The sequence below is a fragment of the Amaricoccus sp. W119 genome, from assembly GCF_047275745.1.
Taxonomy (GTDB): Bacteria; Pseudomonadota; Alphaproteobacteria; order Rhodobacterales; family Rhodobacteraceae; genus Amaricoccus.
In genome coordinates this window covers 1-12616 of the sequence record NZ_JBKQWU010000039.1, presented here as the reverse complement: position 1 = coordinate 12616, position 12616 = coordinate 1, and the positions used below count along the sequence as shown (strand labels likewise).

Annotated in this window: 14 protein-coding genes and 2 pseudogenes; all 16 read left to right on the top strand. The window is 66.7% G+C overall.

Annotated elements, in window-relative coordinates:
• Positions 1 to 221 precede the first annotated feature (221 nt).
• Positions 222 to 1130: a GntR family transcriptional regulator gene (locus ACLJK8_RS16195; protein ID WP_413151383.1), complete on the top strand. Its 909-nt coding sequence runs from the start codon at positions 222 to 224 to the stop codon at positions 1128 to 1130.
• Positions 1131 to 1303: 173 nt separating this feature from the next.
• Positions 1304 to 2659, top strand: a complete 1356-nt coding sequence (locus ACLJK8_RS16190; RefSeq protein ID WP_413151382.1) for an alanine/glycine:cation symporter family protein — start codon at positions 1304 to 1306, stop codon at positions 2657 to 2659.
• Between the two features lie 303 nt (positions 2660 to 2962).
• On the top strand, positions 2963 to 3436 hold the full coding sequence (locus tag ACLJK8_RS16185) for an SRPBCC family protein (RefSeq protein ID WP_413151381.1): 474 nt from the start codon (positions 2963 to 2965) through the stop codon (positions 3434 to 3436).
• Positions 3433 to 4851 (top strand): MFS transporter, encoded by a 1419-nt coding sequence (locus tag ACLJK8_RS16180; RefSeq protein ID WP_413151380.1) that lies wholly within the window; start codon positions 3433 to 3435, stop codon positions 4849 to 4851. Before ACLJK8_RS16185 ends, ACLJK8_RS16180 begins: the two co-directional genes overlap by 4 nt.
• A gap of 22 nt (positions 4852 to 4873) precedes the next feature.
• On the top strand, positions 4874 to 5374 hold the full coding sequence (locus ACLJK8_RS16175; protein WP_413151379.1) for a universal stress protein: 501 nt from the start codon (positions 4874 to 4876) through the stop codon (positions 5372 to 5374).
• Positions 5375 to 5526: 152 nt separating this feature from the next.
• A complete protein-coding gene (locus ACLJK8_RS16170; RefSeq protein WP_413151378.1) occupies positions 5527 to 6612 on the top strand; it encodes a hypothetical protein in 1086 nt (361 codons plus the stop codon).
• A 181-nt stretch (positions 6613 to 6793) separates the two neighbouring features.
• Positions 6794 to 7819, top strand: a complete 1026-nt coding sequence (locus tag ACLJK8_RS16165) for a LacI family DNA-binding transcriptional regulator (RefSeq protein WP_413151377.1) — start codon at positions 6794 to 6796, stop codon at positions 7817 to 7819.
• A gap of 20 nt (positions 7820 to 7839) precedes the next feature.
• Positions 7840 to 8202, top strand: coding sequence for a hypothetical protein (locus ACLJK8_RS16160; protein WP_413151376.1), 363 nt, complete (start codon positions 7840 to 7842; stop codon positions 8200 to 8202).
• 228 nt (positions 8203 to 8430) lie between these two features.
• Positions 8431 to 8757: a hypothetical protein gene (locus ACLJK8_RS16155; protein ID WP_413151375.1), complete on the top strand. Its 327-nt coding sequence runs from the start codon at positions 8431 to 8433 to the stop codon at positions 8755 to 8757.
• Entirely contained in the window at positions 8747 to 9010 is a 264-nt protein-coding gene (locus ACLJK8_RS16150) for a hypothetical protein (protein WP_413151374.1), read from the top strand. The genes ACLJK8_RS16155 and ACLJK8_RS16150 overlap by 11 nt, the downstream gene beginning before the upstream one ends.
• Before the next feature lie 320 nt (positions 9011 to 9330).
• A pseudogene (locus ACLJK8_RS16145) lies at positions 9331 to 9509 on the top strand (transposase); the annotation flags it as partial.
• A 54-nt stretch (positions 9510 to 9563) separates the two neighbouring features.
• Positions 9564 to 9806: an IS66 family insertion sequence element accessory protein TnpB gene (gene tnpB, locus ACLJK8_RS16140; protein WP_413151404.1), complete on the top strand. Its 243-nt coding sequence runs from the start codon at positions 9564 to 9566 to the stop codon at positions 9804 to 9806.
• A gap of 115 nt (positions 9807 to 9921) precedes the next feature.
• A pseudogene (locus ACLJK8_RS16135) lies at positions 9922 to 11121 on the top strand (IS256 family transposase); the annotation flags it as partial.
• Between the two features lie 131 nt (positions 11122 to 11252).
• Positions 11253 to 11450 carry a hypothetical protein gene (locus tag ACLJK8_RS16130; protein WP_413151373.1) on the top strand — a complete coding sequence of 66 codons (198 nt, stop codon included), beginning with the start codon at positions 11253 to 11255 and terminating at the stop codon, positions 11448 to 11450.
• Positions 11443 to 12225 (top strand): hypothetical protein, encoded by a 783-nt coding sequence (locus tag ACLJK8_RS16125; protein ID WP_413151372.1) that lies wholly within the window; start codon positions 11443 to 11445, stop codon positions 12223 to 12225. Before ACLJK8_RS16130 ends, ACLJK8_RS16125 begins: the two co-directional genes overlap by 8 nt.
• A 132-nt stretch (positions 12226 to 12357) precedes the next feature.
• Positions 12358 to 12616 (top strand): hypothetical protein (locus ACLJK8_RS16120; protein WP_413151371.1); only part of this gene is annotated, 259 nt, incomplete at its 3' end.

Here is a 12616-nt window from a genome sequence, read left to right as displayed (position 1 = left end):
CCTCTCGCTTCGATTCTCGGGGCGGAGAGTCCGATCGGGGTCCGTCAGCGGCTCGGTCGCCGCGCCTTCACCATTCCGATCCGTTTCTCCCGTTTGGCTTTTTGTAACTTCTAAATACCAGATACGCGATGATTCGGTTTTTTGCAAGTTCAAAAATCCAGACTTGGCCCAACCAGCGGAATCTGGCATCAATCGGTGAGACACCGGGCCCGGATCGACCCATGACCACTCTCGCGACCAATCTTGTGAGCCAGATAGCCACCCATATCCGCGAGGGGGGGCTCAGGCGGGGCGACCGTCTGACCGAGCGCAAGCTCGCCGAACAGTTCCGGGTCTCCCGGTCCCCGGTCCGCGCGGCAATGAAACAGCTCGAGGAGGCCGGCGTCCTCGTCGCGGGCGAGCGCAGCGGCTATCAGGTGGTGGATGTCGCCGCCGCCGAGCGGATCTCGGACGCCCCCGCGGAGGTTGACGAGGACGAGGAGGTCTACCAGCGCATCGCGCGGGACCGCGTCCGGGGCGATCTGCCCGAACGCATGACCGAGAACGAGTTCCTGCGCCGCTACGATCTGACCAAGGGGCGCCTGACGAAGCTGCTGCGCCGGATGGCACTCGAAGGCTGGATCGAGCGCCTACCCGGCCATGGCTGGGAGTTCCTGCCCGTCCTGACCTCGCTCGAAGCCTATCGCGACAGCTATCGCTTCCGGCAGCTGATCGAGCCCGCCGCGCTCCTGGAGCCGCGCTTCGAGCTGAACCGCCCCGTGCTCGAACAGCGGCGCGAGCAGCAGCGCTGGCTGGTGGACGGTGCGATCTGGACGGTCCCCGACGCCCGGCTCTTCGAGCTCAACAGCGGCATGCATGAGTCCGTCATCGAATGCAGCGGGAACTTCTTCTTCATCGACGCGCTGAAACGCGTCGATCGGCTGCGGCGGCTTTTCGACTACGGCCAGATGCTCGACCGCGACATCGCCCGCGAACGCTGCCTCGAACATGTCGAGCTGCTGGACCTGGTGCTCCGGGGCCGGAATCGCGAAGCGTCGGATTTCATGCGCCGGCACCTCGCCGCGCTCGGCCCGCTCAAGGCCTCGCGGCTCGGGCGGGGGCATGGCGAGAAGACCGGCGAGACCGGCTGATACCGGAACCGTTTCCGCGGCCAAGTGTCGCTCCGAGAGCTCATTGCCTCGCGAATGGTTGGGATCCTCTCGATTATTGCTCAGGATCCAATAATCACATTGAATGACCACGCGAACGCCGCCGTCATCCTGATCGGCCGGCCGGCAATCGCCCAAGGGAGGGATAAGACCAAATGGAAGCGCTGACCGCATTCTTCTCGGCCATAAACGGCTTTGTCTGGGGGCCACCGATGCTGGTCCTGATCCTCGGGACCGGCCTTCTGCTGCAGATCCGCCTGAAGCTGATGCCGATCCGCCGGATCGCGATGGGGTTCCGGATGGTCTGGAACGGCCGCAAGCCCGACGCCGATGCGAAAGGCGAGATCAGCCCTTACGCCGCGCTCATGACCGCGCTCGCAGCGACCGTCGGTACCGGCAACATCGCGGGCGTGGCGACCGCCATCGCTCTCGGCGGGCCCGGCGCGCTCTTCTGGATGTGGATGACCGCGCTCGTCGGCATGGCCACGAAATACGCCGAGGTGCTGCTCGCCGTGCACTACCGCGAGGTCGATGACCGGGGCGAGCATGTCGGCGGGCCGATGTATGCCATCAAGAACGGGCTCGGCCAGAACTGGCGCTGGCTCGGCGTCGCCTTCGCGCTCTTCGGCGGGCTCGCGGGTTTCGGCATCGGCAACATGGTGCAGTCGAATTCCATCGCGGCCGTGGTCGAGACCGGCTTCGGCGTGCCGGTCTGGCTGACCGGTATCATCCTCACTGTTATGACGGGCTTCGTCCTGCTCGGCGGCATCAAGCGGATCGGCGCGGTGGCCGAGAAGCTCGTGCCCTTCATGTGCATCGCCTATATCGTGGTCGCGCTCCTGATCCTGCTGCTCAACCTCGGCCAGATCCCGGCGGCGTTCGGCCTGATCTTCCAGCACGCCTTCACCCCGATCGCGGCCGGCGGCGGCTTCGCTGGCGCCACGATCATGCTTGCCATGCGCTACGGCGTGGCGCGCGGCATCTTCTCGAACGAGGCCGGGCTCGGCACGGCGGGCATCGCCCAGGCGGCGGGCCAGTCGAACAACGCGGCGCAGTCGGGGCTGATCGGCATGATGGGCACCTTCATCGACACGCTGATCGTCTGCACCATGACCGGGCTCGTCATCATGGTGACCGGCGTCTGGAACAGCGGCGAGTCGGGCGCGGCGCTCACCTCGAACGCCTTCGGCGCCGCGCTTCCGGGCTTCGGACAGTATTTCCTCGCCGCCGCGCTCGCCGTCTTCGCCTTCACCACCATTCTCGGCTGGGCCTATTTCGGCGAGAAGTGCTGGGAGTTCATCATGGGCACGGCGGTCGAGAAGCCCTACCGGCTGCTCTGGACGATCTTCGTGATGATCGGCGCGACGACCCATCTCGACTTCGTCTGGCTGGTCGCCGACACGCTGAACGCCTTCATGGCCTTCCCGAACCTGATCTCGCTCGTGCTCCTGTCGCCAGTGGTCGTGAAGATCACCAACGACTACTTCGCGAAGCTGGGCGCGCGGATCTGATCGCGCATCCAGGCGAGCCTCTGGCCCGCGCCTGATCACGCTGCCCCGGACCTCCCGGTCCGGGTGACACTCGACGACCGTCGCCGGACCGGGCGGCGGTCGTTCTCGTTCGACCCCCGCACCCATCCCGGCGCGCGGATCGCGGTAAGCGGACCGCCGCCACCGAAGCGATCGTGGACCGCCGCCAAGGTTGACAGCGCGCTCGCGCTTGCCCTTATCTTAACGATAAGATTGCCGATTCGTGCTCGCGATTACCGCGGCACGTAATAAAATTATACTAGCAACGTAAGGGGGAAGCTCGGCATGGCTGCCAATGTCATGGTCATCATTGAGCGTCAGTTCGACTATCCGCGGCCCGTGGTTTTCAGGGCCTGGACGGCTCCGGAGGAAATGGCCGAATGGCGCGGCAGTCCGGGCTGGCACGTCGAGAAGGAGACGCTCAGTTCCGATCTCAAGACCGGGGGCAAGCACCACCACGTGAAGGTGCGCGACAGTGATCCGTCCACGCGCGTGACCACGGACGCCATCTTCACCGAATATTTCGAGCCGGATGTCTTCGTCGCCCGGCAGAGGATCACAGGCGATCCGGGGATCGACCCGGACAAGCCGCTGGAGCTTCGGGTCGAGTTCAACAAGATGGGGCGCGACGGCACGCTGGTCCGCATCGTGCAGGGCCCCTACGAGGCGAATGTCGCCGGCTATCACAGCGAAGGCTGGGAGCGGGAACTCGGGCGGCTGCAGCAATTCCTTGATCGCGACGCGGGAGGCGACCGGTGAGCACGAGCACGACGGCGGCGAGCATCGACGAGGGCGCGCCCACCACGGGCGCCGAACTGACGCATACCACGATCGTGCGGCAGAAGCCGCTGATGGACATGCGGCAGATCCTGCTCATGAACTTCGGCTTCTTCGGCATCCAGTACAGCTTCGGGATGCAGCAGACCGCGATCAACCCGATCTTCCAGTTCATCGGCGCGAATCCGCATGACCTGCCGATCCTGAACCTCGCGGGACCGATGACCGGTCTCCTGATCCAGCCGATCATCGGCGCGCTCAGCGACCGGACCTGGAGCCCGCGCTGGGGCCGGAGAAAGCCGTTCTTCCTGATCGGCGCCATCGGCTGCTCGATCTGCCTGTTCCTCTTCCCCTTCGTCTCGGCGCTCTGGATGGCGGTCCTGCTGCTCTGGCTGCTCGACGCGTCGAACAACACCGCGATGGAACCCTATCGCGCCTTCATCGCCGACAAGCTGCCGCCGTCGCAGCTCGGCAAGGGCTTCCTCGCCCAGAGCTTCTTCACCGGTTTCGGCATCACGCTCGCGAATATCTCGCTCTTCGTGTTCCAGAACCTGATCGAGGGCGCGACCGAGGCGGGCATCCCCTACTGGGTCGTCGGCTCCTTCATGCTCGGCGCCGTCTGCTCGATCGGATCGGTGCTGGTCTCGGTGCTGACGACGCCCGAGATCCCGCCGACCGAGGCCGAGTTGAAGGCCCTGCGCGAGCACAAGGGCAGCCCGCTCGGCTTCCTCAGGGAGATCTGGGACGCCATCGTCGAAATGCCGGTCGAGTTGCGCAAGCTCGCGGTCGTCTATCTGTTCCAGTGGTATGCGATGGTCTGCTACTGGCAGTATGTGACGCTTTCCATGGCGCAATCGGTCTGGGGCACGACGGATCCTCAGTCGGACGGCTTCCGCGAGGCGGTCGGCTGGACCGGGCTCATCAACGGCTGGTACAATATCGTGACCTTCTCGGTCGCCTTCTCGCTCGTCGCCTTCGCGCGGCAGCGGGGTGCGAAATTCGTGCACATGGCCTGCCTGCTGATCGCCGCCGCGGGGCTCATCATCTTCCCGTTCCTGACGAACAAGTACCTGCTCTTCTTCCCGATCATCGGTCTCGGCATCGCCTGGGCGTCGATCATGGGCGTCCCCTACATCATGGCGGTGCGGATGATCCCCTCGACCCGCTACGGCGTCTACATGGGCATCATCAACATGATGATCGTGATCCCGATGCTGATCCATTCGGTGACCTTCGGCTGGGTCTATTCGAACATCCTCGGCGACGATCCGAACAACGCGATCACCTTCGCCGGTGTCGGCCTCGCCGTCGCCGCCGTGACGATGCTCTGGATCAAGGAGCCGCCGATCGTGCGCGACGTGGACGAGGTGATGGCGATGCCCGGCGGTGGCCATTGAACGCGCGGGAGAGGAGGCTCTCATGAGCAACATGACCGACTACCGCGTCGTCGTCGTCGGCACCGACGGGTCGCATCTCGCCGAGCAGACCGTCGCACGGGCGGCATGGATCTCGAAATACGAGGACGCGGATCTCGTGATCGTCTGCGTCTACAGCGGCCTGTCGCAACGCGCCGATGCCCGGAACCTGGCGACGACGGGCGGAGACCCGCGAACGACGACCGAGGTGATCGAGCGCGGCACCGCCAGCGAGGCGATCGCCGCGGCGGTCGCGGTCGCCGCGCGTCAGGGGGCGACGGTCGCGGCGGCGCTCACCGTCGAGGGGGAACCGGCCGTCGCGCTCGTCAAGGCCGCCCGCGAGCGCAACGCCGAACTGCTGGTTATCGGAGCCACGCATGACAGGTCGCTCGCCGGGCGGTTGCTCGGTACCGTCGGGACCGAGGTCGTCAAGCAGGCTCCCTGCGATGTCCTGATCGTCCGGCCCACCGGGCCGGAAAAGCAGCACCGGTCGGAGGCGCCCTGAATCGGGGCGTCGCTCCTCCGGGCCTTCGCGGGCCCGGTGGAGCATCCGGCGCCGTGGCGCGCGGCTCGGCTCCTCCCACCGGTCCGCGTCCACGGCGCGGATTCCTTGTCTCCGCCGACCCCCCGGGAGGCCACCCGACAGGAAGCACACGAATGCCAGTGACGATCCCGCCACCCGACCCACGCCCCTTCACACCGGGCATCGTCCATCCGGACCTCTATCTCTGGGACGCCTGGTCCTACGTCGAGGCGGGCGGCGCGATCCACCTCTATTCGCTCGCCACCGGGCGCCGGCTCGCCGACGGATCGCCGCTCGCGGCGGGGGATCGCAACAGCGTGCCCTTCCATATCCGCCATTTCCTCTCGCGCGACGACGGGCTGTCCTGGACCGATCAGGGATGCCTGATCGAGCCGCGCCGGGGCGCGGGCCTGGCCGATTCGTTGACGCTCTGGAGCGGCGGCATCGAACCGCTGGAGGACGGCTGGAAGCTTCTCGCCTATACCGGCCTCCATGACTTCGGTCCCGAACGGCCCTTCGCGCAGAACATCATGCTCGCGCTCTCGGACGGCTACACCGTCGCGCACCGGCCCGAGGCGCCGGTGCTCTGTCCGGTGCGCGACTGGCAGGCGATCACCGACGCCGGATACTATCTGCCCGACCCGGCCGAGATCGGGCATCGCGATGGCGAGGGCGGCGGGCCGATCCTGGCTTGGCGCGACCCGTTCCCGCTGATCGACGGCGACGGACGCATCCATCTCTTCTGGAGCGCGAAGACGGCGCCGCGGCGGTCCGCGATGGGGCATGCGATCATCCGGCGCGACGGGACCGGTTTCGAGCTTGAAACGCTGCTGCCTCCGGTCACGGTTCCGGACGAGCAGGAGTTCACGCAGTTCGAGCTGCCGAAGGTCTATGTCGATGACCGGGACGGCTCGGCCTGGCTCGTCGCTTCGACCTGCAGCCGGCTCTACGAGAAACAGCCCGACGCCGAGGTGGACAAGACGATCCGCGTCTATCGTGCCGGCTCGATCGACGGCCCGTGGCAGCCATGGGGACCGGAGGGCAGCGCAGTGCCCGGTCTCGGCACGCTCTTCGGCATGACGGTCCTGCGACCCGATTTCACCCGGAACCGGTTTCTCTGCATGTCGCCCCATACCGACGCCGCCGGCGAGGCCGAGGGTCTGACCTTCGCGCCGGCCTTCCGGCTCGACCTTGCGACAATGACGGTGATCGACCCTTGACCCTCGGGTGGCCGGTCCCGCCCTCCTCACGGGCCGAACCGCGGCGGTGTGCCGCGGCGCCTTCCCGCGCCCGCGCGTGGCGAGGTCTGGCGCCAGACCGCTTTTTCCGTTACCAAGTCATGGGTTAGCCGGCAAAGATCGGGCATCGTGGCGGCTGACCCCACGCGGACCAGGGCTTACGATGACGACACTGCGCGACGTGGCGAAAGCGACGGGTTTCTCGGCGACGACCGTCAGCCGGGCGCTGCGCGGCTTCGACGACGTTACCGAGGAGACGCGGCGGCGCATCGAGGAGGTCGCGCGGGCGCTGAACTACCGGCCCCATCAGGTCGCCCGCAAGCTGGTGACCGGACGGTCGGGCATGGTGGGCCTCATCCTCGCCGAACCGCCGAAGGCCTTCGAGCACGGGCATTTCTTCGAACTCGTCGCCGGGCTTTCGATGGCCTTCTCGGCGCGCGGTCTCGACTTCGTCCTGCACGTCGGCGACGGGACGGACACGCTCGCGACCCATGAGCGTCTGGTTGCCCGCGGCGCGCTCGACGGTTTCGTGGTGACCTTTCCGGTCGCCGACGACCCCCGGATCGAGATGCTTCTCGCGCGTGACTATCCTTTCGTCGTGCACGGGCACCATCGGGGGGACGCGCGCTATGCCTATTTCGACGACGACAACCGGGATGTCTCGGAGCAGGCCGTCGATGTCCTGGCCGCCGCCGGGCATCGCCGCGTCGCGCTCATCGCCGGACCCGCGATCTGGCCATCGGTCGCCGCGCGCCTCGAGGGCTTCCATGCCGCCATGGCCCGATGGCAGCTCCCGGTCGATCCGTCGCTGATCGTCCACGGCGACACCTCGGCCGCCCATGGCGTCGAAGCCTGCCACAGCCTCCTCGCCCCCGGGCGCGACAGGCCGACGGCGGTGATCTGCTGCAACTCGCTCGTCGCCGCCGGGGTCTACGAGACCGCCCGGCGCCGGGGGCTCTCGGTGCCTCGCGACCTCGCGGTCGTCGCCCATGACGACGTGCTGCCGCAGGTCAGGACCGACGCGCTCGACCCCCCACTCACCGTCACCCGCCTGGCGCTGCGCGACGCCGCCGAACCGCTGGCGGACCTCCTCGTCCGGCGCATCGCCGGCGAGCCGGTCAGCACGCTGCAGGTGACGCGCAAGGCGGAACTCGTCGAGCGGAACTCGGTCTCGCGCCTCAGGGATTAGCGCGTCGCGCCGACGGACTCGTGCCAGATCAGGCTCACCTCGCACATCAGCCACCGCTCCGTGTCCTCGCCGCCGATCCGCCGCAGAGGTGCCGTGCCTCGTCGATCGTCAGGGCGTCGCCCCCTACCCCGGTCGGCGAGATCCCGATGCAGCTCGCGGCACTCATGCGCACGCAGGTGAACGTGCGGAGACCAACCGTCGGGGCGGTGCTGACGAGGCGGCGCGACCACGTGGCGCGCGCGGCGCTGCTCGACCCTCATACCGCGGCCGAACTCGACACCGCCCAGATCGCCAAGCTCGTCGACGACCTGCTCGACGCCCATGGCAGCTTCATTCCCGAGACCCTGCCGCGTCGGGAAAGCCGCCTGAGAGAGACGCCCTGAGAACCGCGGCGCGGCTCGCACGGAGCCGCGCTTGCCACTGATCACAACATGCCCGTCGGGACCGGGCGGTGTGTTCCCTCAGCTCGGGGCGCGCTGCGCGATCCCGGAGTGCATGCGAATCAGGGTAAATTCCCGGCAGATCGTTGACGCGATGATGATCCAGAGCTACTCCAGAGATAGGCGAATTTCCGCCGATTCTGATTTCAGTAACGATCTTCTGGAGACATTATGTTCACCGCGATTGAACTCGACCAATTCAACGCCGACTGCCGCGCCGCCGACAGTGTTTATGATGGCGAACGCCCGGAGCCTCTGACGGGCCGCCTGGAGCGTCCGCGGGTACGGCGGGTCGCCTCCACGTACTCCTCCATGTCCTTCCGGAGTTTCTCGTCCCTCCCGGGTCTCACCGGCCGTCTCGGGATCGCGGTGGCGGTCGCGCTGATCGTCTGCCTGGGCATCGTCGCCACCATCGGCGCCGCGCCGCGCGACACCCTCGCATCGGGTCATCGTCCGATGGATCAGCTGGTTTTGGAGATACCCAGCGATGAAACATGATCCCCTCTACCCGTTCGTCGAGCCCCGCCCGGGGGTACTGAGGCGGTTTGTCGAGGCGCTCGTCCGCGAGATCGAGATCATGGCCTCCCACCGCGGAAGGAAGCTTGAGTCCCGTCGCAGCGGCCGTCACACGGGGCAGAACACGAGTCCGCTTCAGTTCACCGGCCAGCGCGCGAACCAGACGGAGACCGAGAACAACGTTTCACGAACCGGCGTTGAGGGCGCCTCGGCCTGTTCCATGCGTGCGAATTGACGAGCTGACCAGGCACCTTCGGAGCGTGTCTGAACGACCACGCGGCGCCTTCGGGGCGCCACCCGGCTACGCGGCGCATGGGACCGGAAACTCGCCTCCGAGCCACAGGTGAGGGAGTGGCGCAATCCCGCGGCAACGGCGGGCGCACGGGACCATCGAAGGGACATCGGGGATGAATGTTATTGCGCTGTCGTTGCGGACCGAGTTCGCAGGGGGGAGGTGAGAGTCAACGGGCAAGTACTTGATTTTGGATGGTGCTGCTCGTGGTCTGCCCATAGAAGGCGGTCCTCCCTGAAGTAAGCCACGGAGAAAGCACGAAGCTGAAGCTGAGGCAGGTCGACGTGCTGGTGTCGCAGGACGGCCGGTCGCGGTGGCCATCCGCTCGATCGGCGTGACGCCTTTTACCTACTACCGCTGGCGCAAGGAGTTCGGCGGGCTGAAGTCCGACCAGGTGAAGCGCCTGAGGGAGCTTGAGAAAGAGAACAAGCGGCTCCGGAAAGTGAATCGCCCCGGGTGTGCCGGAGGCCCCAACTCCCGAGAAAGCGGAGTCTTGATGAAGAGAATGGCGCCCTATGGTTCAGAGGGGTTCTGCCTCTCCTACAAGGCGCTCGAGAAGGGCCGCTTTCCTTGGCCCTCGCCGGTGGACGGAGTGGCGCGGCTGACGGTGGCGCAGCTCGCGATGCTCTTGGACGGGATCGACTGGCGCCGACCGTCCCGGAACGCCCCGCCAGGGCGCATTTGCCTGACTATCCTGCTGATTCCGCGAGATAATGCTGTCTCGGGTGGCCGCGGATAGACTCCCGGCCATGGACATCCGGCTCGACGCACTGTCTTCCGACCCCACCCCCTGCGGGGGGACTGTCAGGAATTCCTTGTTCGGACGGGCATAGTGGGAAAGAAGGAGACCCCGCATGCCCCGACGCAAACCACCCGTGATCGCCGACACGCTGCTTGACCAGTTGCTCGACGGCGCCGACGCCCGGACGGCGTTCGACACCGACGGCCTCCTCGACCAGCTGAGGAAGGCGCTGGCCGAGCGGGCGCTGAACGCCGAGATGGACCATCACCTGGTCAATGGCGAGCCCGGCAACAGCCGCGACGGCTACGGCCGCGAGACGGTGACGACCGGGACCGGCCGGATCGAGCTGGAGCTTCCACGCGACCGGGCGGGCAGCTTCGACCCGGCGCTGATCGCGAAGTATTTCCGGACTTCGACGAGAAGATCCTCTCGATGTACGCTCGCGGAATGAGCGTGCGCGAGATCGCCGGGCATGTCCGCGAGCTCTACGGGGTCGAGGTCTAGCCGGACCTGATCAGCGCCGTCACCGACGCGGTCTTGGACGAGTTGGCCGCTTGGCAGGCTCGCCCGCTCGAGGCGGTCTACCCCTTGATCGTCTTCGACGCCCTTCGGGTGAAGATCCGCGACGATGGCACGGTCCGAAACAAGGCCGTTCACATCGCGCTTGGCGTCCGCGTCGACGGCACGAAGGAGGTTCTCGGGCTCTGGCTCGAGCAGAATGAGGGCGCCAAGTTCTGGCTCAGGGGTCATGAACGAGCTCAGAAATCGCGGATTCGAGGACGTACTGCTCGCCGTCGTCGCTGGCCTGAAGGGCTTTCACGAGGCGATCGTCGCGGTCTTCCCGGATGCCATGGTCCAGACCTGCATCGTCCACCTGCTGCGTCACAGCCTCGACTTCGTGTCCTACAAGGACCGCAAGCCCGTCGCCGCGGCGCTGAAGGATATCTACAAGGCACTGGACGCCACCGCGGGTGGCGCCGCGCTCGATGCCTTCGAGACCGGCTACTGGGGTCGGAAGTATCCTGCCATCGTTCAGAGCTGGCGTCGGGCCTCGCCGGAGGTGATCCCGTTCTTCGGCTTCGCCGACGATGTCCGCCGGATCGTCTATACCACGAATTCCATCGAGGCCCTGAACGCCAAGCTACGCCGGGCCGTCCGCGCCAGAGGCCACTTCCCCAACGACGACGCCGCGACCAAGCTCCTATTCCTGGTCTTGAACCGCTCCGAGAAGGAGCGGAAGATGCCGCCACGGGAGTGGGCGGTCGCCAAGGCTCAGTTCGCCGTCATCTTCGGTGAGCGCTTCACCCGGGCGATGGCCCGATGTTCAGCCGCCCGTCCGAACACGGAATTCCTGACAGTCCCGTCCGCCGGCAATGTCAGGCCGCAGGATCGGTTTCTGCGACCGTCCACATCGACGCCAGTCTGATCCGGGCGAATGTCAGCATGGACGCGCTGGTTTCGCGCCATCTCGACGCGGTCGAGGCCGCTCACGACGCCGAGCGGGACGCGCGCACGAGCGGCAAGTTCAAGAAGCTCCGCCGCGCGGATCCCGATGCGCCACCGGTTCGAGCGCCGCTGGCGACGGCGACGTCGTCCAGGGCGCCGCCGCGCCCGGCCTACAAGCGGCACGGCCGTGGATGACCTCGCGGGCGTCGTGGTGGACGTGGCGATCGTGACCGGCGAGGAACATGACACGGGCCGGTTCACCGAGCGCCTGGACGCCATCGAAGAAGCGCGTGGGTCTCCCCCTGACCGGATCACGGCGGACACGATCCATGGCGTGGGGCGGGTTTACGCCGCCCTTGAAGACCGCCGGATCGAAGCCGTCATCCCGCCCCTTCGCTCCCCTCGCCGCAAAGGAGCGCGGGGCTTTCCGACCGAACGGTTCAGGTTCGATCCCCATCACGATGCGGTCCGGTGCCCGGCAAGGAAGCGGCTCGTCCCCCGCGACAGCACGAAATCCGGCAAGTGGTATCGTGCCGACCGGCGCGATCGCGCGTGTTGCGCCCTCAAGCGACAGTGTCTGCCACTGGGCGCGCCATCCCGGCGGGTGCATATCGTCACCAACCACGCAGCCATGCCTCACGCGCCCGGCGCGAACGCGCTGCCTGGGGTGAAGGCGAACACGCAATCCACACCCGCCACCGCTGGCGGGTCGAAGGCGCGCACGGCGCCGCGAAGACGCTCCACGGACTTGCCAGAGCCATCCGCGGGGGCTCGAAAACATGAAGATCCAGGCACTCCTGACCGCCATCTCCATGAACCTCAAGAACTGGCGGCAGCCCTGATGCTGTTGCTCCGGTCGATCCTCGAAATGTGCGCGGCCCAACCAAACCCGGCACCGGCCCGAAACGACTTCTTCAACAGCCTCACCGGATCGTTTTCCCGACGACCGACGCGGTGCCCAACGAGGTGAAGGAGTGGCGCTCGCGGGCGCTGGACGCGGTCCATCTGTTGGTGATCTTCGAGGCGCCGCGCGTGAGGATCCGCGACAAGGACAGCCGGATCGTGAAAAGTGAGCCATTGTGTCGCCATGCGTTCGGGACCAATGGCGAACGCCGTCTATCTGGCTCCGGGGATCACTGGCGAGGGTGAGCGCGAGATTCTCGGGCCAACGGACGCCCTTCCGGGCCGCGGGGTCGAGCACGGCGGCGAGATACAACCATCCCTCACCGGTTGCGATGCAGGTAGTCTGTATAAGTTTAGACTTGATCTGACATCTGGTGTCCGGATGTCGGTCATGTTCCGCCTGTCAGCCTCCGATCGGGCGGCGATCATTTTTTCCCTCGCGATCGGGGCCGCGTCAA